Below are 22,522 nucleotides of genomic sequence, written 5' to 3'. Positions count from 1 at the left end.
CCAAATGTTTCACCCCTGAAAGGGTATTTGATTACTGATTGTTGATTGCTGATTATTGATTATTGACGGGTATTGGCTTATCATAACTTCCCATCATAACTTCCCATCATAACTCCCCATCATAACTTCTTTCTTGCCTTCCTTTACTTGAGAAAGTTGAGTAAGTTTTTTTTTGTGTTTTCTGCATTGTCGTTTTGCTGTGCGTATAATATTAAAAGACCTAAGTATATTTATTACAATACAGACAGCAAAATGAGAAAGATTAATTTGTTTCTGATGGCGGTGCTGGTAGCATTCGTCTCTTTTGTAAAGGTCAGCGCAAAGACTGCTATAGAAGGTTCACCCGCTGATATTGATTTCTCCAAGAAGGGAAACTATGTGCTCTTTTATTCCGCTGACGAGACTCTTAGGAATGTTGACATGACGAGCAACGAAGACAAGCCGTTCGGATACTATGCCCACAGGATAAGTAACGGTACATATCAGAAATTCCCCAATCATTATGCAACTATATATATCACCATTAACAGTCATATTCCATGCTTCGGCACAGACAATATTGGCTGGGTCAATAAAGGACAACGGTACAAAGATAGTCATTACAGATACTCCGGGCAGCGGTGATGCAGGAGAAGCGGTAGCGAAACGTTCCTACTCGGTGTGGGAAGATGATGACGACAACCTGGAAATTTGGTGACAGGCAACCGGAACAAGTAAACGATGAAAACATATCGCCGGAAGGCATGCTCCGAAAAAAGAGCATGCCCAAGGCGGAAAAAGATGCAAGAAAGGTTGAAAACATCGGAAAAATCATCAAAAAATGCTGTTTGGGACGATTACAGCATATACTTTGGGACGATTTAGCACCATACCTTTCAATTTTCATCGTTAACTTTGCAGCAGAGATTTTATACAAACAACCTATAATAATAACTAAAAAAAATCATGTCTATGAAAAGATTTAACTTCTTGATGGTTTTGGCAATGACTTCCTCAATTGCATTTGCCCAGACCTACAGACTAACGGAAATGACTAAGGAGACCTTCGCTGCCGGTGGTGACGAGCAGTGGAGCTTCCAGAAGTATGAGTATGGTACGGGTAAATATACTTCGTTCAGCACCTATGGCGACGAGAGTACATGTAACTTCCTCGACCAATTCATACCCGAGCGTGTAATGGGCGAACGTATTACGGAAATTGATGGATATACCCAAGACACAGAAGGCAACTACTGGGCTGGCAACAAGCGTTTTGCATGGTACGACCGTAAGTACGAGGCACCAAAAACCGATTCCAACGACAAGTTCATCTATATGACGGAGAACTTCGAGACCTACGCCAATCCTAAGTATGCAGGAGTAGTGTCATTCACAGCTCCTGCCGACGGCTACTATGCCGTAAGCGGCACCATCGTTCGTCAGGACTGTTTCAAGCTCAACCCTCTCCATCTCGTGCCTCGTTTCAGAAAACAGGGTATAGAGACTGTCGATTCTGCTGTAACCATGGGCTTTGCCTTTGCTTACGGTGACAAGTGCGGCGAGCTTGAAAACTTCTCCAACACCGGTCTGCTCGAAGGCGGACAGCCACGCTTCAAGGCTCAGGAACCTGTTGACTATTCGTTCGCCTTCTATGCAAAGAAGGGCGATGTCGTTTCTTTCGAGACAAGTGCGGCAAAACATTACCTTTATACCACATGGGTACGCGACATCTACGGACGTTCGTTCTTTAAGAAACTCGACATCGAGACCATAGACAAGGCTACAGCCGAGGCTATGGAAAACTATGTCGACCCATACAACATGGATGGTGTACAGGAATTCATCGACAAGATGGGCAAATATGAAACCGAGGTGGGAATGATAGAAGGCAACGATGAACTGGTGGGTGTCGGCTATGGCAAGTATTCTCAGGAAGCAATCAACAAATTCTATGAGGAAGTGGCTGAGTTGTACGAGGCATATCTGAATGGTGCCATCAACGGTATGAATGTAGCCATCTACGACAAGAAGCTCGAGGAGATATGGAACACATTCCAGAACTCAAAGGCAAACTTCGACTATACGGTTGAGGGCAACTATGTACTCTTTACCGACGACGAAAACATCAAATATGTTCAGATGCCTATAACTGCCGACACCAACAACGACCAGCCTTTCGGTTACTATTATTATGATGTAAATAAAGGTCAGTATGGCAAGTTCAGCACATTCGCCAATACAAAGGCCGGCAAGGAAGGATGGTGCCGGAACACTGGTGAATGGATGTATATCAGCTATGATGGAGACTGCCATCCTCTCAACAACATGGCACCGACAATAATGTTCACGGCTCCTGCCGATGGCTACTATAAGGTTGGTATCACGGTATATCGTCCAAATCCTAATATGAAAGTAATCAATCCGCTTTACATCCGTGCACGTATGGTTACGGAAGTTGAGTCGGTACTTTCTTGTCCTAAAGATGAAGAGATGTTTTCCAAGGAGTACGGACATGTTGAAAACGATGGCATGCAGGGCAAGGCTCCTGTTGACCTCGACTTCTATGTTCACCTGAAGGAAGGTGACAGGATAGCAGCCGATATAGACGCATATACTTCTAACCGTAACTCAAGTGCTGGCACGAAGTTCACACGCTTCGTTGTGGCAAGAATGCTGTCGGAAGGCAATCCTATCACTAAGGAATTTGTCGACAATGCCGACTTCCCGTGCTACGACCCATATAGACTTGCCGATATGTCTGCACTCGAGGCTCTGCTCGTAGAAGCACGTGCCGTGGACGAAAAGACAAAGACCAACACAGGCGAGGGAGAAGGACAGTATGCCGAAGAAGCCTACACCGCTTTTGCACAGCTCCTGGCACAGGCAGAGGCTTATGTTGCCAATCCCGGCGATGCTACACAGCGTGAGATAGAGAACTTCACCAACAGTTTCAACAAGGCTATCGCTGCCCTGCTCGCTTCACGCAAGCCGTTCAATGTAGCCGTAGAGGGCAAGACAGCCATCAGAGTGGCAGGTACCGAGAAGGTGCTTATACAGAAAGACCCGGCTCCTGGAGCATACTACTATGGCGCTATCATGACGCTCGACGAGATGATAGCCGATGCAGAAAAGAACAACCGCAACGTCGAGGACTATCGCTGGTCGTTCACCGTAAATCCACACGCTGACGGCGGATATTACCTGACAACCTCTGACGGCGTACTCACCAGCGACGGATATGTATCGGCACTTCCTCCAAACCCGACAGATGTTTTGGCAGACTCGCGCATAGCTTTCTATAAGCAGGAAAAGACAGACTCGACGGTAGCGATATGCCGTATGAAGGATAACATGTACTGGGATACCAACATGCAGTGGAAGAGCCCGTACAACAAGCTTGCACTGAGCGGGTCTCCTCTCTACAAGTGGGTTCTTTGCGAAGGTCCTGTATACATACCTAACGCCATAGAACTGACCGACAATGTATCGAGGAGCGAGGTGAAAGTGGAATACTTCACTCTCGACGGTCGCAGGCTGGCTGCTCCTGTCAAGGGTATTGTCGTGAAGCGTACGGTATTCGGAAACGGGACTGTAGCAACAAAGAAGATTGTGGTTAAGTGACAAGAATACGACTGACGGTCTCATGTCCGTTGCCCTTCCCTCTGCATGGGAAGGGTACGGAATGAGACTTTTAATGTTTTTTTATAATATGAAATGTAACCGACTGATTATTGCAACAGCGGCATGCTCGCTCTTTATGGCTATGGCTGCTGACATGTATGCGGCAAAGGCTACAGAAGCAGTCTCGCACCGTCAAAAGGTACATAACACTACCAATGCATATACTACAGGTCTCGAGACATCCATCGCCGAGGCTGAGAGTCTCATCGCAAATGCCACCGACTATCTGCCGGGACTCATCGCTGACCTTGAAGATGCCGTAATAGATGCACGCAATATCCTTAACGGCAACAGTTCGCAGAATGCCATCAACCAGGCCAACTCCACCCTGAAGGCAAATATAAACAGGGTGAAGGCTTCGTATGGAAAGACGTTTGATGCCACACCGCATGCCGAGGAATATGTCACCGACCGTGGGTTTGTGCATCCTGGCGGATTGCATACACAGGAAGACTTCGACCGCGTAAAGAGACTCCTGAAACAAGGAAACCCTTTGGTGAAGCAGGCAATGAGCCAATTGCGCAACGACCCTCTGTCGCAGGCGACAGCCAAGACAACCCCGACTAAATACATAAAGCGTGGCGGTGGAGAAGGAGAAAACTACATGAACGCTGCCAAAGGGGCTGCCGTAGCATACCTGAACGCACTCAGGTGGAAGATAGACGGTACGAAGGATAATGGCGACAATGCCGTGAAGGTGCTCATGGATTGGGCGAATTATACTGAGGGCGTAACGGGCGACACAAACCTTAATCTCGCCCTCGGTCTGTACGGATATGCCTTTGCGCAGGCTGCCGAACTCATGCGCGACTACGAAGGATGGAGCCGTGACGACTTTGAGACTTTCAGACAATGGATGCTTAAGATATGGTATCCTGGCATCATTCAGTTTCTCAGGTCACGATGCGGATCATGGGAGAATGCGGGTAAATGGTGGCAGGCTCCGGGACACTATTGGAGCAACTGGGGATTGTGCAACGACCTCGCACTGCTTACCATAGGTGTGCTATGCGATGATGTCTTCATATACAATCAGGCTCTTTCGTTCTTGAAATACGATCAGGTGGGAACATTTACTGACCCACGTACCACCGACCCGATACTTTGCGACGGACTGACCGACTTCTGGGGAAACCTGATAGTAACTACTGTCGAGTCTGACCTCGAGACAGGTGCATACGGTAAACTCGGACAGATGAACGAAAGCGGACGAGACATAGGACATGCAACAATGGCTTGCGGACTTGCCGTAGACCTGGCACACATGGCATGGAACCAGGGCGACGACCTCTTCTCGTATATGGACAACCGCCTGGCTGCCGGTGTGGAATATATCGCGGCACAGATACAAAGCGTGGAGAACCTGCCTTGGACAAACTATCATTACTGCACCGGTGGGTTCCACTATTCCGACTCGCGCTCGTGGCTTATGACAGAACCGGCACTCGGTGAGCAGATACGTCCTTATTGGGGTACTGTTATAGGACATTACGAGAGCGTTAAGGGCGTGAAGATGCCATTCTCTGAAAAGGTATACGAGAAGATGGGGGTTGACCGCGGAGGACAGGGTAACACAAGCGGCGGATATGACCACCTCGGATATTCTGTTCTTATGAATACGCGCGACTTCCAGCTTGCGCCTGCCGACAGTATTCCGGCACTCATTACGCCTATGATGGAATACGACGGCGAGATTATCGGACACAACGAGCTCGGAGGCCTGAAAAACACATACGTTACCGACAAGAACAAATGTCTGCCACGTGGAAAGACCGTGAAACTTATGCCACAGCTTGCTGAGGGAGAAGAGGATACCGGCAACTGGATATGGAACACTGGCGAGACGACTAAGGATATTACCGTATCTACAGACAAGAGCTACGCTTACCGTGTGACGTATACAAACAAGAATAACGTGAAGAGCCATCAGGTCTTTACTATTGCCGTAGATGCCGACTGCAATCCTTCACCCAGGACGACAGGAATGATAACATATAAGGGTGTGAGCGAAGAGACCGATACTGTAACGGTATACTATGGAGAAACGGTAACTCTAACCATTAACGGTATCGGTGCATACGAGAGCTACGAATGGGACAATGGTTCTCACATGGCTTCTGTAACAACCAATCCTCTTGTCCGTCCGCGCGACTTCACCGGTGTATATATCAACCAGGGTGGTGTGCGCTCGCCACATAAGTTCCATGTCAACGTGAAGTACATGGATATTCAGGCTAAGGTGAACGGTGTCGTGATAAACGATACTCTCGACTTCGCGGTGAATGCGGGCGACAATGTGGAGATAGGTCCATACGTGCCTTCTGCTCTTGCTGGCTGCACATACAAATGGAATACCGGTGAAACGACACGTACCATCAACATAGATGGCATCGAGACAAGCGGGAAATATGTGCTCGACTATGTCGTAAACGGTGAGAAGGGACAGCTTGTGTATAATGTCTTTGTAAATGCTGCCGAAGACTGCAACATTGCCGAAGGCGACTACTTCGTATGTGACCGCTTACACAATACCGTGCTTACCAACAACGGAGTCAATCAGAAATGTACCATGCAACAGCGTATGGCAGGAGACGACGCTATGGCACAGGTATGGCATATCACCAACAACGGACAGGGATACCATAACCTAAAGTCGCTGAAAGACGGGTTGTACCTGCAGGTCTCAACAAGAGCCACTGCCACTGAAACTCATGGTGTGATAGGCTTTCGTAAAGCAGTGGGTGCCGACTATTATGAACTCCACAACAAACTGTCGTACTATTGGCAGTTTGATGACAATGGAACCATCGTGTCGAATGTATTGAAGGCTCCTTGCAACTACCCATTGGTATTCCAGCTGTTTGATGTAAACGCCATATCACTTCCCGACGTTACCGAGGACATGTCATGCACCATATACAACATTATGGGACAGAAGCTCAGCCAGCCAGTAAAAGGACTGAACATCATCAACGGCAAGAAGGTGATGGTAAGGGCACGATAGCACGGCACAGAACACTTCGGGAACCATAACAATAACAAATAAGTCTAAACTTCTGTTTTATGAAACAAATACTCACCCTTCTGCTTTGTCTTGTCTGCGCGTCAGCGCAGGCAGACAAGCTCGTCACCTATCCCGCCCCACAGGGAGCGGAGCTAAACAACGACTTCGACATCAGTGTAAGAACGCCCGGAGGCCAATGGCAGCACGTAGATGCCTATGCATGGAGAGTGGACAAGGTTGTCAACTGCAGGCATACAGCCATGAAAAGCTCCGTTGCCTACTTCGACTTCGAGGGCACCGTGGAGGTAGAGGTGAAGAGCCTGCGCCAGCCAGTAATCGACTCATGCCGCGTGCGTCCGCTCTCCTACAACATCCCCGTAAGCACGGAGGGCAACACCATCCGCTTCACGCTTGACCGCCCGCGCGACTTGTCGATAGAGGTGAACGGTGAGATATTCCACAACCTGCAGCTCTTTGCCAACGGCATGGAGCCAAAGGTCAAGAAGGGCAAGGACGTCATCTACTTCGGCCCTGGCTACTACGACCTTAAAGACGACTCCATACTCGTCACGTCAGGCAAGACCCTGTACGTGGCAGGAGGCGCATACATAAAAGGCTTCGCAAGCGTATGGAAAGCCAAAAACGTCAAGGTTGTCGGCCACGGCATCATAAATCCCGAACGGCAATGTGCCGGACTTAGGGTGAGATACTCAAGCAATGTTGCCGTCGACGGCATCATAACGACACAGATACCCGTGGGCGGCTCCGACTCCGTGAGCGTGGCCAACTCCAAGGTCATCAGCTGGTACGGATGGGGCGACGGCATGAATGTCTTCGCGTCAAACAATGTCAGCTACAACCACGTGTTCTGCCGCACCAGCGACGACTGCTCAACCATCTACTGCACACGTCTGGGCTACAAGGGCGGATGCAGCAACATACGCATCAAGGACGCCGTATACTGGGCCGACGTCGCACACCCCATCATGATAGGATTGCATGGTGACATCGGCCGCAACGAGATTATCGAGGACGTGGTATACGAGGACGTGGACATACTCGACCATGCCGAGAAGCAGATAGACTATCAGGGATGCATTGCCATAAACAACGGTGACAACATCCTTGTCCGCGACATAACCTTCCGAAATTTCCGTATAGAGAACTTCCGACAGGGCATGCTCTTCAACTTCCGTGTGTGCTACAACAAGAAATACTGCCAAGCTCCCGGCCGCGGCATCAGGGACATCAGGCTTGAAAATATCACCTACAATGGCGCACACTCAGAGCTGTCGCTCCTTACGGGCTACTCTCCCAACCGTACCATCGAGAACATCAGCTTCCGCAACCTCGTCATCAACGGCACTCTCATCACCGACACCATGCCCGGCAAGCCTGCATGGTACAAGACGGCCGACATGGCACGCATATTCGTGGGCGAGCACGTGAGCGGAATAACGTTCAGCAAGTAACGGGCGATTTTTAGGCGCACAGGCATCCATTCTCGTATTTTTTTGCTATTTTTGCACCAAATTAGCGAGAATGATGACCGACAATATTTTTTCGCCCATATCCATAGAATCCATATCGGACGCATGCCAATGCACGCACCTTGATGACGTGCTTGCGCTGTTCACAGACGTCACCAAGGTGCCGTTCCCCGTCGTCTCCCGACGCATGAACTGCATCTTGGTGGGTTTGTGCATGCAGGGCACTGCGCACTACAAGGTGGACACCGTCCCCTACGACGTGGAGGCTGGCGATGTAATCATCATTGGAGCAAACCAGGTTGTAGACAGCTGCCGGCTGTCTGCCGACTGCCGCGGCATGGCAATTGCCATGTCCGACAACTTCTTCCGGGAGATTGTTGCCAATGTCCACGAGATTTCCTCCCTATTCCTCTTCTCACGCAAGCATCCTGTATGCCATCTCACAAATGACGAGGCGCAGCTGATGCGCTACTATATCCGCGCGCTCGAATATAAGGTAAACGACACAGCCCACCGCTTCCGACGCGAAACGGTAAGGTCGCTGATGACAACGATGGTCTACGACCTGAGCAACGGCATATACAGAATAATGCACGACGAGGGAAACAGCAGGGCAAGGGCGGAGAAACTGTTCACGGACTTCATAAAACTTGTCGAGGCAAACTTCCGCACCCAACGGCGCGTGGGATGGTATGCACTGAACCTTGGCATAACACCAAAATACCTCTCTGAGGTGATACGCACGGCAAGCAGACGGACACCCAACGAGTGGATTGACGACTATGTTACTCACGAAATAAGGGTGATGCTCAAGAACACCACATTAAGCATCAAAGACATAGCGCAACAGCTCAACTTCCCCAACCAGAGCTTCCTTGGCAAATACTTCAAGGAACACGTGGGAGTAAGCCCGTCGCAATACCGCAAGGACTAAATAACCAGGGCTATCTTTTCACGCACAATCTTACGAGCGTAATACAGACGATACTCTACGGCCCGGACATCAAGTCCCAGTCGGAGGGCTATGTCCTTGGCCGGAAGGCCTTCACGGCGGCTCAGGGAATATATGCTGGCATTGATGCTGTTGAGACGTTTGCTGACAACATACTGCTCCACAGCCTCTATGTCCTTTGCCATCACCTCGTGCTCGCACGAGTGCTGTATAGTATCCGGTGTGTCCATAGCTGCCAGCGACTTGCGGCGGAAAGCCTGCCTGCGGCAATAGTCCTTGCGCAGGTTCAGGGCAGTCACCATGACAAGAGCCTTGAGGCTCTCCTCATGAACAATGTCTACTCCGAGGAGCTTCAGGAAAACACTCTGCGTCAGGTCCTCGGCATCCTCCATGGATATACCATATTGCAGGAACACTGACAGTACCTCGTTGCGATAGCTGGCAAATGCCTTGCCCACCAACTGCCCAACTTTATTGCTACTGATGTTCATAAGACTAACTTGATTTAGGTTTTCTGCTGCAAAGTTAGCCTTTTATGAAATACGAAACCTGTTTTTAACGCCTGTAGAGTTACGACCTGCGGAATAGCGGAAAAGTACAGAGGTAAAAGACTGTATTCCAGATATTTGAGCAATAGTAAGTACAGTGCGTTTTAAGCGAGACGTACTGTACGGCTCTCCGATTTCGTCTGCAAGCAGTGCGATATTCGCACATTTGGATGCTATCTGTCTTTATCCTTTCTCTCCAAATATTCCTTGGGTGTACATCCCATAATCTTCTTGAAAACACCAAAGAAGGAGGTACGCGAGCGGAAGCCGCACTTCTCGGCGATGGCCATGATGGTATATTTGTGATTGTCATCGGCAGCGGCCATGCGCTTGAACTCCCTTATTCGGTATTCTGCGATGAAATCGTAATAATTTCGACGTATGTGCTGTGTGAATATCTGTGAGAGAGTATGGTTGGAGACACCGATGGCAATGGCAAGGTCTGTCATCATCAGGTCTGGATTAAGGTATGGCTTGGAGTCTTCCATATAGGCTGTCAGCCGTCGGGCTATAGCCTCAGCCTCTTTCTGGCTTAGCCTGCTGCCCTGGTATTTCACGACCTCGCGTTTTGGAAGCAACCTTATCCAGAGGTATTCACGCTTATAATACCTGCACCACACCACATGGAGTATTACTGCAATGCCAAACACGAGCGCGGCAATAAGCGCCATCGTCGAATATGCCATTGGAACGACAATAGTATAGGTGGCGGCAATACTGTCGTTGCCTTTCACCCTGACCCTAAGCTTGTAGGTGCCGAATGGGAGAGACGGGTAGAATGCCGTCTGGTTTGCGCCAACCATATTCCATTGCTTGTCATATCCCTCAAGCATGTAGTCGTACCTTAGCCTGGTGGTCTTGCCAAATGTCATGGCAGAAAAACGGAGCGACATTCCATCTGCCGACCTGCTCAGCGTAATCGTACGTGAGGCTATGGCGGCGGTTACTTCGGCATCGTTGAACCAATGGTCTGTCTGTATCTGCGATATCAATACCGGTAAGGCATTGATGGTGTTGGCAGCATTGAGGTCGCTGACTCTTGTCCAAAGGAGTCCCCTGTTTGTAGACACTAGGCACCTGCCATCGGATGCAATCTGGAAATTTCTCTGGAACTCCATCGATGTCAGTCCGTCAAGGTAACCGTAGCAACGCAAGGAGTCATTGCGGAAGGTATAGAAACCATTATCTGTGCAGAAGTAACATATTCCGTTGTGTTTTCTGAAAAACGAAATGTTGGGTGCGTCCTCGCCAACATCGAAACTTAGCCTCGTGAAGTTCAGCACGCTGGCGTCTGCCGTCACGGGGAAACCTCTTTGCGGGAGGAACAGCATCTGCCCGTCCTCCATCCTCTGAATATCGCGCAGCTGTCCCAGGGCGACAAACTTGTTGGGGAGGTTCTTGGTGGATATGGTCTCAGAGGTTGGGTCGTAGATGCAGTTGCCGTTGCGCGTAGATATCCATCCGCGTCCCCCAAGGTCGAAGTCTATGCAGAACACCTCCTTGTCGGGCAGCTGTGAATTGGCATTGTCAAACAGCCTGAGCAGACGCCGGTAAGGGTTGTATCTCACAAGCCCCTGATTAGTACATAGCCATAAATTGCCCATTCCATCGTCCCTGCACTGGTACACGAGCGACTTACAGAGCCGGCGTGGCATATCTATATTCATCACTCTCAGCGTGGCGGCGTCAATCTCTGTAAATCCAGCCGTCTGAGTTCCTACAATATATCTGTCTCCAGCCTTCGTGAGTGTCGACACATAGCGGGAGCCAAGCTGGTCCTCACCAAAATATTCCACCGTCTGGTGTTCATCGTCTACGATGTAGAGTCCGTTCCGCGTGCCAACGAGTGTTCTATTGCCATCTGCGAGCGAGCAGATGACATGCTGTTTTGAGCTGTCGTGCAAGCCCGGTATTTGATACACCTTGAAAATACCGCTGTTATAGTATGTATGGTCGAGGCCGTAGAACTTGTAGCCTATCCAGTCAATGCCGGCAGCGTCACGGTAGAACACCTGCGGATTGCTGAACCTTGCCTGCGAGCTGTTTGGCCCTCCCTTATCATCGTATGCCAAAAGGCTTTTGCCCGTAAGCGGACTCAGCTCCACGGCTCCATACAAGTCGGAGGCCACAAGCAGATTGCCATTGGCAGACACGCTGAGCATATTGACGCAGCTGCCAGGCAAAGCAAAAAAGTGGTAACTTCCGTCACGGGAACTGAACTTCCACAATCCATGCTCCTGTGTTCCTATGAAAATGTCGCCTCCCGGTGTTATGGCAATTCTGCTGGGGCGGATCCTGACTGTCTGGTTGTCAGCTCCGGTAGCATACACATCATCAGACCCTCCTGACAGCACAGGAGCCGGATACAGATGGCCACCCGCATTGCCGGCAAGGTCAATGCCCACGACGCCACTCACCGTTACCGCCCAGACAGCACCTTCACGACCCAAGGACGAGGGGTTCCCCTTACCCACAACAGCTATATCGCACACATTGGTATCGGTAAGGCGTGACGAGCTGTAAATCCTCATCCTCGACAGTCTACCGTCAGAGCCTATACGGAACAGTCCTCCTACCGTGGCGACAAGCATTTCTCCGCGGGGAGTCTTCCTTATGGCACGGACCTCACAGTCGATATCCTCTGCATAAACCCTCTTTGTCTCAAGCGTTGTTGGGTCGAAGAGCCACAGTCCCTCCTGATTGCCGACATAGTAATGGGTAGGGTCTGCCTCGAAGAGTGCATAGACTATATTGTATTTTCTGTCACTACGTCCGGTTATGGGAATATTCACCACGTTGACACCATCGTAGCGGGTGATGCCAGTGAAAGTGCCGAGATACACAAACCCGTCGGAACCACGCATGATGGATATGACCGAGCCGTTCTGCATGCCATCGTCTATTGTCAGGCTATGCATGTTTTCTGTCTGCCCCTTCAAGGATAGCGGCAACAACAGCAGTATCAGTATCAATATAATGGTATTCATTGTTTGTGGCTTGCAGTATTGGTGCAAATATAACACAAAAAACTCAATAACACGATAAAATCGGCAAAAAAATCGTTCCATACATGGGCAACTTCAGGCAAATAAGACATTTCGAGTGAATACCGCTTATTGCTGCGTGGTCTGTGTATGTTGACTTCACTGCCATTAAGGTTAATAACCTTAAGGCCGTAAGGTTATTAACCTTATCAGCGGTGTAGTCATATTCACAGACCATGACAGTTATATCCGACTCACTTCAAAGATATTATTCTTTTAATCATCACTCCATATTTCAGCCGAACCTAATTATCTCATTACACATCATGTATTACGGTTTATGCAAGCGGACGTTTTTTTGTGCAACAGGAATATGAATTGTAATCAATGCGCCTACAACGCAATGGGGCAATATCTTAAAAAAAATAAAATTATGCATATATAATAAGGTATAAGCAAAAGTTTTAGTTACTTTTGTGCCCCATAAATATCAAATGGCAACTATGCAAGACAATTTAGTTATCGTAGAGAGCCCCGCAAAGGCTAAGACTATTGAGAAGTTCCTGGGCAACGACTTCAAGGTGATGTCGAGCTACGGTCATATCAGAGACCTTAAGAAGAAAGAGCTGAGCATCGACGAGCAGTCGATGGAACCGCACTACGAGATACCCGAGGAGAAGAGAAAGCTCGTCTCCGAGCTGAAGAGCAGCGCCAAGAAGGCTAAGCAGGTATGGCTCGCATCCGATGAGGACCGTGAGGGAGAGGCCATCTCATGGCATCTGTGCGAGGTGCTCGGCCTTGACGAGGAAAAGACCAAGCGTATCGTCTTCCACGAAATAACCAAGCCGGCCATACTCAAGGCCATTGAGACACCACGCCATCTGGACATGAACCTGGTGAATGCGCAGCAGGCGCGCAGGGTTCTCGACAGGCTGGTGGGCTTCAAGCTCTCGCCGGTACTGTGGCGCAAGGTGAAGCCCTCGCTCTCGGCAGGACGCGTGCAGAGCGTGGCCGTGAGACTGATTGTCGAGCGGGAGCGGGAGATACAGGCTTTCACGAGCGAGCCCTACTACAGGATAAACGCCCTGTTCGGAGTGACAAACGCCGACGGCAGCATGAGCGAGCTGAAAGCAGAGCTGGACATCAGGTTCAAGACCCACGCTGAGGCACTGGCATTCCTGGAGGAGTGCAAAGACTGCAACTTCCATGTGGGTGGGGTACAGAAGAAGCCCCTCAAGCGCATGCCTGCTCCTCCGTTCACCACGTCGACACTACAGCAGGAGGCAGCCAGAAAACTGGGCTTCACGGTTAGCCAGACGATGATGGTGGCCCAGCACTTGTATGAGAACGGTCAGATAACATACATGCGTACCGACAGCGTAAATCTCTCGGCACTGGCACTGAACTCAAGCGAGGAGACCATCACAAGGCTCTTCGGAGAGAAATACTCCAAGAAACGCAACTACCATACTCACTCCAAGGGCGCACAGGAGGCTCACGAGGCCATCAGGCCTACGGCCATGGAGATGCAGAGCATAGAGGGCACTGTGCAGGAGCGCCGTCTCTACGACCTGATATGGAAGAGAACCATAGCCTCCCAGATGGCCGACGCACAGATAGAGAAAACTACAGTCACCATCGATGCCGACGGCAACAGCCACAAGTTTGTGGCCAACGGAGAGGTGGTGACCTTCGACGGCTTCCTGAAGGTGTACACGGAGTCTGCAGACGATGACGGCCGCAACGCCGAAGACTTGTCGCTGCTGCCAGTACTCCACGAGGGCGACCCACTGGAGCGCAGAGAGATAACATCCACCGAAAGGTTCAGTCAGGGACCGGCACGATATACTGAGGCAAGCCTGGTACACAAGCTGGAGGAGCTGGGCATCGGCCGTCCGTCAACGTACGCTCCGACCATTTCCACCATACAGCAGAGGGAATACGTGCAGAAAGGCGACAAGAGCGGAGTAGAGAGGCAGTATGCCATAGACACTCTGAAGGGCTCGATGGTGACGTCGAGGACGAAGGTGGAAATGGCGGGCTCAGACAAGGGCAAGCTGCTGCCGACAGACATTGGCATGGTGGTGAACGACTTCCTGATGAGGAACTTCCCCGAGATTATGGACTACAATTTCACAGCACGCGTAGAGGAACAGTTCGACCTCATTGCCGAAGGCAAGGCTGAGTGGCTGAAGATGATGAGAGGTTTTGACAAGGACTTCGAACCTGTCGTGGACAAGGTGATGAACGAACGCTCTGAGCACAAGGCGGGAGAGAGGCTCTTGGGCAACGATCCGAAGACGGGTAGGCCGGTGTATGTGAAGATATGCCGTTTCGGTCCTGCTGTACAGATAGGGTCTGCCGATGACGAGAACAAGCCTCAGTTCGCACAGATGCCCGCCGACAAGAGCATTGAGAGCATAACGCTTGAGGAGGCACTGGAGCTGTTCAAGCTGCCACGCACAGTGGGCACATTCGAGGGTACGCCAGTGGTGATTGGCGCAGGCAAGTTCGGACCATACGTGCTTCACCAGAAGAAGTATGCCTCGCTGCCTAAGGACGAGGACCCCATGACGGTGACCATCGAAAAGGCTATAGAGATTATCGTGCGCAAGCGCAAGCAGGAGGAGCAACGCCATATAAAGACCTTCGAGGAGGATGCGGGTATGGAGGTGCTGAACGGACGGTATGGCCCATACCTGGCATACGACGGAAAGAACTACAGGTTGCCCAAGGCACTGCACGACAAGGCTGCTGAGCTGACCTACAGCCAGTGTATGGAGATTGTCAACAAAGCTCCGGAACCTAAGACCAAGAGGAAATAGCCATACACGCTTTATGAAGAGGATTATTCTGATTGGCTACATGGGCTCGGGCAAAACCACTATAGGCAAGGCCCTGAGCAAGGAAACCGGCTTGCCGTTCTACGACCTTGACTGGTACATAGAGAGCAGGATGAGGAAAACGGTGAAGCAGATTTTCGACTCGGCAGGTGAGGAGGGGTTCAGGAAGATTGAGCGCAACATGCTGCACGAGGTGGCGGAGTTCGAGAACGTCATCATAAGCTGCGGAGGCGGAACGCCTTGCTTCTACGACAACATGGAATATATCAACAACCAAGGCGACACGGTATACCTTAAGGCAACGCCGGAGGTGCTCTACGGACACCTGAAGATGGGTAAGTCCGTACGGCCGCTACTGCTCAACAAGACTCCCGAGGAAGTGCAGATATTCATAAGAGAACAGCTTAAATACCGGAGGCACTTCTACGAGAGGGCCAAGCACACGCTGGACGTAAGCCTGATGGACAACTACGAAAAAATAAAGTTCTCTGTAGAGAACATACGCGGCATACTGGGCATCTGACTACATCGGTCCACCCGCACAACACTATTAAAACAGTAACAAACTTCGCCCACAGCTGCGGGGCAACCATACCACAACTGCAACATGAAGAAATGGACCATTGAAGACTCGAAGGAACTCTACAACATCAACGGATGGGGAGTGTCCTATTTCGGTATCAACAACAAGGGTGACGTCTACGTATCACCATGCAAGAACAACGCCCAGATAGACCTCAGAGAGGTCATGGACGAGCTGGCATTGCGCGATGTCACTCCTCCTGTGCTGCTGCGGTTCCCAGACATTCTCGACAACCGCATCGAGAAAACGGCAAGCTGCTTCCAACAGGCGAAGGAGGAATACGACTACAAGGGTGAGAACTTCATCATCTACCCCATAAAGGTTAACCAGATACAGCCAGTAGTGGAGGAGATTATCTCGCACGGACGAAAGTTCAACCTCGGACTGGAGGCTGGCTCCAAACCAGAGCTGCACGCTGTCATCGCTGTACAATGCCAAAGCGACTCGCTCATAATCTGCAACGGCTACAAAGACCAGGCATACATCGAGCTGGCTCTGCTGGCACAGAAGATGGGCAAGAGAATATTCATCGTCGTGGAGAAACTCAACGAGCTGGAAACCATTGCCAAGGTGGCCAAGAAACTCAACGTCAAGCCCAACCTCGGCATCAGGATAAAACTCGCATCGAGCGGCTCTGGAAAATGGGAGGAAAGCGGAGGAGACGCCTCGAAGTTCGGACTGACCTCTGCTGAGCTGCTGCAGGCTCTTGACATACTTAAGCAGAAGGGAATGCAGGAATGCCTCAGGCTCATACACTTCCACATAGGCTCGCAGATAACCAAAATCAGAAGAATACAGACTGCCCTAAGGGAGGCCGCACAGTTCTACATCAACCTCCACAAGATGGGCTACGACGTGGAATTCGTAGACTGCGGTGGAGGATTGGGCGTTGACTACGACGGCACACGCTCTTCGAACAGCGAAAGCTCAGTGAACTACAGCATCCAGGAGTATGTCAACGACTGTATATACACCTTCGTTGACGCTGCCGACAAGAACGGCATACGCCACCCCAACATCATTACCGAGAGCGGACGCTCACTGACCGCCCACCACTCGGTGCTGGTCATTGACGTGCTCGAAACGGCAAGTCTGCCGGAAATGCCAGAGGAGTTTGAGGCCAAGGCCAATGACCACCAGCTGGTAAAGGACCTGTACGAGATTTGGGACAACCTGAACCCAAGGACCATGCTTGAGGACTGGCACGATGCCGAGCAAATTAGGGACGAGGCGCTCGAATTGTTCAGCCACGGCATCGTTGACCTGAAGACAAGGGCTGAGATAGAGAGGATGTACTGGAGCGTAGCACACGAGATTAACGCACTGGCCAAGAGCATGAAGCACGTGCCAGAGGAACTGAAGAACCTCGACAAGCTGCTTGCCGACAAGTATTTCTGCAACTTCTCGCTGTTCCAAAGCCTGCCCGACTCATGGGCCATCGACCAGCTGTTCCCCATTATGCCCATACAGCGGCTCAACGAAAGACCGACAAGGCACGCCACCCTGCAGGACATCACATGCGACTCGGACGGAAAGATATCAAACTTCGTAGCCGACGGACATATCAAGCACGTGCTACCTATACACGCACTGAGAAAAAACGAAAACTACCATCTTGGCGTATTCCTCATCGGAGCATATCAGGAAATTCTCGGCGATATGCATAACCTGTTCGGAGATACCAACGCCGTACATATCTCTGTTAAGGATGGCAAATACCACATCGACCAGATTATTGATGGCGAGACTGTTGAGGAGGTACTCGACTACGTGCAGTATAATCCAAAAAAGCTCGTAAGGCAACTGGAGACATGGGTGACAAAGAGTGTGAAGGAGGGGAAAATTAGCCTAGAAGAGGGAAAAGAGTTCCTCGGCACCTACCGCTCAGGACTGTACGGATATACCTATCTGGAATAAAGAAATCACGATGAAACCGATATAAATGGACAATATCACTGTAATTAAAGTCGGCGGGGCCGTCGTCGAGGACGAGGCTCAGCTGAAACAGTTGCTCAAGGACTTTGCTGCCATACCCGGCCGCAAGGTCCTTGTGCATGGAGGAGGAAGAAGAGCCACAAGCGTTGCCGCACAGCTGGGCATAGAGAGCAAGATGGTGAACGGAAGGAGAATTACCGACAGCGCCATGCTTGATGTGGTGACGATGGTCTACGGAGGACTGGTCAACAAAAACCTTGTTGCCAGACTGCAGGCAGCTGGCGTCAACGCACTCGGGCTGACGGGTGCCGACATCAATGTCATACGCTCGCACAAAAGGCCTATAAAGGACGGCATAGACTTCGGCTTCGTGGGAGATGTCGACAAGGCCGACGGACAGATGCTGCACACACTCGTAGAGGCTGGCATCACACCCGTCATGGCACCACTTACGCACGACGGCATGGGCAACATACTCAACACCAACGCCGACACCATAGCGTCAGTAACGGCCATGTCACTTACACCATATTATAATGTTACCCTCATCTTCTGCTTCGAGAAAAAAGGCGTACTGGCAAATCCCGATGATGACGACAGCGTGATAGGCAGCATCAGCGCCGGGGAATTCAAGACGCTGGTCGAAAACGGAACGGTAGCAGGAGGAATGATACCCAAGCTCGAGAACTCGTTCAACGCCATACGCAACGGTGTAGAAAAGGTCGTCATCACCAAGGCTAATGCAATTGACGGCCAACATGGCACAGTACTGAGGAAATAAACTCCCACAAGCCACCATGACAATAGCAGCCTCGCAAAGTTAACAAAGGTTAAAACATAAGGCTGCACGTAACATTATCCACCACCAATCGTCAACCATTAAGAGAACAAGATGAAAAAGGTCAGCTTCCGAAACGACATCCTGCCCCTGAAGAATATTCTCTACAGGCTTGCCCTGCGCATCACGTGCAACAATGCAGAGGCAGAGGACATCGTACAGGACACGCTGATGAAAGTCTGGAACCGAAGGGAACGCTGGGACGAGATAGACTCCATTGAAGCTTTCTGCATGACAATCTGCAGAAACCTTGCCCTCGACAGAATGAGGAAAATGGACAACCATAACAGCTCACTCGAAGACAACCTGCACGAGACACCGTCGGCAACAAGAAACCCCTACGAGGAAATGAACCAGAAAGACCGAATACAGCTGGTCAGAAAACTCGTTGACTCTCTGCCCGAGAAACAGCGCACATGCATGCAGCTGCGCGACTTCGAGGGAAAATCCTACAAGGAGGTGGCCGAGATACTACAGATATCTGAAGACCAGGTAAAGGTCAATATCTTTAGGGCAAGGCAAACCATTAAGCAACGATTTAAGGAACTCGACGATTATGGACTATAAATATATCAACCAACTGCTCGAACGCTACTGGCGATGCGAGACATCACTGGAGGAGGAGGACATTCTGAGGTCGTTCTTCAGCCAGAAGGATGTACCCGTGGAGCTGCTGAGATTCAAGGACCTGTTCACATACGAGCAGGCCGAGAAGAAAAGCGACACACTTGGAGACGACTTCGACAGAAGGTTGCTTGCCATGACGGAGGACGCCGCACCGGTAAAGGCCAGGACCATCTCTATGGCACAAAGGCTAAGGCCCATCTTCAAGGCTGCCGCCATGGTGGCCATCATCCTCACATTGGGCAATGCGCTCCAGGTACCGTTCGCCGGCAAGGACGCTGACCCCATAAGCCAATACGATGGCTATGACAACATAAGGAAGGGCACGTCAATAGCCATGACGGACAGCGCAGTGGTAGACTCCATGAAAAGGAGCATAGCCGAACCACAGGCACAGAGGCCCGACATGCTGAAATAAGACTATATTTCTATGCTTTCTCTATATAATCATGTTTAGTAAAACAACCTGAAGCTGTGAAGCTTCTAATCTCTCAAATTTTTCATATCATACTAAAACTACGAGACCGCAACTCAATCGTGAGCTTGCGGTCTCTTCCTTTTATGGACAATTGCCAGACATTGCTGATAATTGCCGTTCCCCGTCCGATTACGGACAATTTCACGGAAACTCACGGTCATTCGCGGAAATTCGCGTTCAAAAAAAACCATTCACCAAAACCAATTCCCGTTCCAGATTCTCACGACTCCCCCTCTATCCTGCGTAGCCTCTGCGAAAGCTGGAAGAGGCTTGGCAGAAAGATGCACAACGAGAACAGCAGCAACATCATTACCGTAGTCTGATTGCCTCCGAAAAGGTCGGAGATGGTGCCGTTGCTGCTCTGCGGCAACAGGTTGTAGGCGACAAAGGCCACCGAATTGTTCACCCAATGGAACACGACACCGGGAACTATGCTGTCGGTACGGTAATACATCCATCCAAGAAGCAGGCCAACAAGGGTGGCATGGACAAACTGCGGGTCATTACCGTGACATCCGCCAAAAACCAATGCCGAGATGACTATTGCCACCCAATGCCTTTTTTTACCGGTAACGGCAAGAAGCCTGCGCAATACGGCCCCACGGAACACCATCTCCTCGGCAACAGGGGTGAGAACTCCAACGGCCATATATCCCCAGGGTGTAGCCATAACCTGCTCCAGCAGGCGGAGTGTGTCGGCGGGCATATCCAGCTCCAGCTGCTCAAGCATCCACTCCGACGGCGCTATGCTGCCGAACGCAAGAAGAACCACCCACAGCAGCACAGCCCATGGACGGCCCGCCAGATACCTACGGGAATAGGGTGACCACCTGCGATAGGCAAACAGCCATATCGTGGCAACAGCACTCAAGGCGGAGCTGGCGGCCATGGACACTCCTGGCCCCATCTCGACAAACTTCCCTACCAACATAGCGGCGGAACTGAACAAAATCTGTAGAAGCAAAAACAATATCAGATAGAGCATCACGTCAACGCCTGCCCTCACAAAGGTGTTTCTTATTGTCATCATTATCAAACATTTTGGTTATTGTCATTCTGTCCTCATGCAACTGGGCTACCAGCTGCCCTATGTCGGTAAACTTCCTCTCGTCCCTCACCCTATGGCAGAACTCCACAGTAAGGGTCTTTCCATAAAGGTCGCCGTCAAAGTCAAGGATATTCACCTCAAAGGTAGTATGATGCCCGTTGAAGGTAGGCCGCCTGCCGATATTCATCATTCCCCGGTAGCGGTTCCCTATCCCGTCCACGCCCACCATCACTCCATAGACACCATTGGCAGGGTGCAGCAGGGAAGTCTCCGCAGGGACGATGTTCGCCGTAGGGAATCCTATCTTCCTGCCCTCCTGATATCCTCCAACCACCTTGCCCGTGATGGCATACGGACGGCCAAGGCATTTTCTGGCAAGCTCCATGTCGCCAGCTGCAACAAGCCTTCGCACAACCGACGAGCTTACCCTAAGGCCGTCAATATCGTAAGGCAGGCCGCGGCTCACGTCTATTCCCAGTTCCCTGCCCCACTCCACGTAATCTCCGAACCGAGCGTCACGGTCATGGCCAAAGCGGTTGTCGTAACCAAGGACAAGGCCGCAGACATTCAGCCTGCAGCGCAGGATGTCTGCCATGAAAGTACGGGCAGGCATGGCCGCCAGCTCACGAGTGAAACGCAATACCACACAATGCTCAATGCCACTCTGTCCAATGAGCGACAGTTTATCGTCGAGCGTCGTCAGCAGCGCCGGACGGTAATCGCTGTCCAGCACCTCGCGCGGATGCCGGTCGAAGGTAATTGCCATTGGCTGCACCCCCCGCCTTCCAGCCTCTTCTATCACCTGAGCCAGCAGGTAGCGATGGCCAAGGTGAACGCCATCGAAGAACCCTATCGTGGCAACAGCCGGTTGCAAGGCTACAGCCTCATCAGTAAGCGTCGTAATCCTCATATCTTTCTCCTGCTCTATCTGCCTTTGCCTGCAAAGGTACTGAAAAACAGGGTAAGCAACAACTAATACAAGCAGATTTAGTCACTTTTCACAAAAAAAATTTGGATATTCAAGATAAACACCGTATCTTTGCACCCACAAAACTTACCGATACCTTATCGTTAAGCCGGACTTGTAGCTCAGTTGGTTAGAGCAACAGACTCATAATCTGGAGGTCCTAGGTTCAAGCCCTAGCTGGTCCACACTAAAAATCAGCAACTTACACTCTAAAGTAGGTTGCTGATTTTTCTTTTCGGGAAAACAATAGGAAAACAGTGCAATTATGAAAAGTCTATGATATTGCAAAATAATGATTGCAATTAGAGTTCTATGGGCTCAGTAGCTATTTAGTGTGGGTAGGCGTAAAGTTTAGCAATGCGAAAGAGGAAGAACTTCTTATCAACGACGCCTCTCAGATTGGCTCTAAAAAGTTTGATTTTAGCATTGAATGATTCCGCCAATGCGTTTGAAGAACGATTGTTGTAAAAGTTAAGGATCTCATCATAATGTTCGTAGAAGGTAGCGGCAATAACGTTGAACGAGTGCAGTCCCGCCTCCTCAACCTTGTTGTACCATCGAGCCATAG

General features: G+C 50.5%; 17 protein-coding genes and 1 tRNA gene. 13 read left to right on the top strand and 5 right to left on the bottom strand.

Annotated features, from left to right (window positions below; genetic code table 11):
* The first annotated feature begins 252 nt into the window (after nt 1-252).
* The 6 genes from CIL02_RS14905 (at nt 253) to CIL02_RS14880 (ending at nt 9,088) form a co-directional block, all read left to right on the top strand.
* A complete protein-coding gene (locus tag CIL02_RS14905) occupies nt 253-624 on the top strand; it encodes a hypothetical protein (protein ID WP_141210268.1) in 372 nt (123 codons plus the stop codon).
* Nucleotides 625-668: 44 nt separating this feature from the next.
* Nucleotides 669-965 carry a hypothetical protein gene (locus CIL02_RS14900; protein WP_094402918.1) on the top strand — a complete coding sequence of 99 codons (297 nt, stop codon included), beginning with the start codon at nt 669-671 and terminating at the stop codon, nt 963-965.
* Nucleotides 952-3,600, top strand: coding sequence for an FIVAR domain-containing protein (locus CIL02_RS14895; RefSeq protein ID WP_141210267.1), 2,649 nt, complete (start codon nt 952-954; stop codon nt 3,598-3,600). Before CIL02_RS14900 ends, CIL02_RS14895 begins: the two co-directional genes overlap by 14 nt.
* Nucleotides 3,601-3,688: 88 nt before the next feature.
* On the top strand, nt 3,689-6,664 hold the full coding sequence (locus CIL02_RS14890; protein ID WP_170935123.1) for an FIVAR domain-containing protein: 2,976 nt from the start codon (nt 3,689-3,691) through the stop codon (nt 6,662-6,664).
* Nucleotides 6,665-6,723: 59 nt separating this feature from the next.
* Nucleotides 6,724-8,136, top strand: a complete 1,413-nt coding sequence (locus tag CIL02_RS14885; protein ID WP_094402913.1) for an endo-polygalacturonase — start codon at nt 6,724-6,726, stop codon at nt 8,134-8,136.
* A 70-nt stretch (nt 8,137-8,206) separates the two neighbouring features.
* Nucleotides 8,207-9,088 carry a helix-turn-helix domain-containing protein gene (locus CIL02_RS14880; protein ID WP_371589558.1) on the top strand — a complete coding sequence of 294 codons (882 nt, stop codon included), beginning with the start codon at nt 8,207-8,209 and terminating at the stop codon, nt 9,086-9,088.
* Here the strand turns inward: CIL02_RS14880 and CIL02_RS14875 are convergent.
* Nucleotides 9,085-9,597, bottom strand: coding sequence for an RNA polymerase sigma factor (locus tag CIL02_RS14875; protein ID WP_094402912.1), 513 nt, complete (start codon nt 9,595-9,597; stop codon nt 9,085-9,087). The two genes, CIL02_RS14880 and CIL02_RS14875, sit on opposite strands and share 4 nt — an antisense overlap.
* Nucleotides 9,598-9,827: 230 nt before the next feature.
* A complete protein-coding gene (locus CIL02_RS14870; RefSeq protein ID WP_170935122.1) occupies nt 9,828-12,641 on the bottom strand; it encodes a helix-turn-helix domain-containing protein in 2,814 nt (937 codons plus the stop codon).
* A gap of 500 nt (nt 12,642-13,141) precedes the next feature.
* Between CIL02_RS14870 and topA the strand changes: the two genes are divergently transcribed.
* From topA to CIL02_RS14840, 6 genes are all read left to right on the top strand, one after another.
* Nucleotides 13,142-15,463: a type I DNA topoisomerase gene (gene topA, locus CIL02_RS14865; RefSeq protein ID WP_094403018.1), complete on the top strand. Its 2,322-nt coding sequence runs from the start codon at nt 13,142-13,144 to the stop codon at nt 15,461-15,463.
* A 13-nt stretch (nt 15,464-15,476) separates the two neighbouring features.
* Complete coding sequence (locus tag CIL02_RS14860) at nt 15,477-16,004, top strand: shikimate kinase (protein ID WP_094402908.1); 528 nt, start codon at nt 15,477-15,479, stop codon at nt 16,002-16,004.
* A gap of 84 nt (nt 16,005-16,088) precedes the next feature.
* Nucleotides 16,089-17,981 carry a biosynthetic arginine decarboxylase gene (speA, locus tag CIL02_RS14855; RefSeq protein ID WP_094402907.1) on the top strand — a complete coding sequence of 631 codons (1,893 nt, stop codon included), beginning with the start codon at nt 16,089-16,091 and terminating at the stop codon, nt 17,979-17,981.
* A gap of 25 nt (nt 17,982-18,006) precedes the next feature.
* Nucleotides 18,007-18,780, top strand: coding sequence for an acetylglutamate kinase (argB, locus tag CIL02_RS14850; RefSeq protein ID WP_094402905.1), 774 nt, complete (start codon nt 18,007-18,009; stop codon nt 18,778-18,780).
* Between the two features lie 111 nt (nt 18,781-18,891).
* Nucleotides 18,892-19,404 (top strand): RNA polymerase sigma factor, encoded by a 513-nt coding sequence (locus tag CIL02_RS14845; protein WP_094402904.1) that lies wholly within the window; start codon nt 18,892-18,894, stop codon nt 19,402-19,404.
* On the top strand, nt 19,394-19,879 hold the full coding sequence (locus tag CIL02_RS14840; RefSeq protein ID WP_094402902.1) for a pyruvate ferredoxin oxidoreductase: 486 nt from the start codon (nt 19,394-19,396) through the stop codon (nt 19,877-19,879). The genes CIL02_RS14845 and CIL02_RS14840 overlap by 11 nt, the downstream gene beginning before the upstream one ends.
* Before the next feature lie 280 nt (nt 19,880-20,159).
* Here the strand turns inward: CIL02_RS14840 and CIL02_RS14835 are convergent, their stop codons facing one another.
* Nucleotides 20,160-20,969, bottom strand: a complete 810-nt coding sequence (locus CIL02_RS14835; RefSeq protein ID WP_240513741.1) for a CPBP family intramembrane glutamic endopeptidase — start codon at nt 20,967-20,969, stop codon at nt 20,160-20,162.
* Nucleotides 20,929-21,897 carry a riboflavin biosynthesis protein RibF gene (ribF, locus tag CIL02_RS14830; protein WP_094402900.1) on the bottom strand — a complete coding sequence of 323 codons (969 nt, stop codon included), beginning with the start codon at nt 21,895-21,897 and terminating at the stop codon, nt 20,929-20,931. The genes CIL02_RS14835 and ribF overlap by 41 nt, the downstream gene beginning before the upstream one ends.
* A 168-nt stretch (nt 21,898-22,065) precedes the next feature.
* Here ribF and CIL02_RS14825 point away from each other — a divergent pair.
* Nucleotides 22,066-22,139 (top strand) — tRNA-Ile (locus CIL02_RS14825).
* Nucleotides 22,140-22,283: 144 nt separating this feature from the next.
* Here the strand turns inward: CIL02_RS14825 and CIL02_RS14820 are convergent.
* On the bottom strand, nt 22,284-22,522 hold a 239-nt coding region (locus CIL02_RS14820), incomplete at its 5' end, for a transposase (protein WP_094398443.1).

Origin of the sequence: Prevotella sp. P3-122, from assembly GCF_002251365.1 — a bacterium.
Lineage (GTDB): Bacteria > Bacteroidota > Bacteroidia > Bacteroidales > Bacteroidaceae > Prevotella.
Note: the sequence above shows the minus strand (reverse complement) of the source record. Positions and strands in the feature narration are given on the sequence as shown.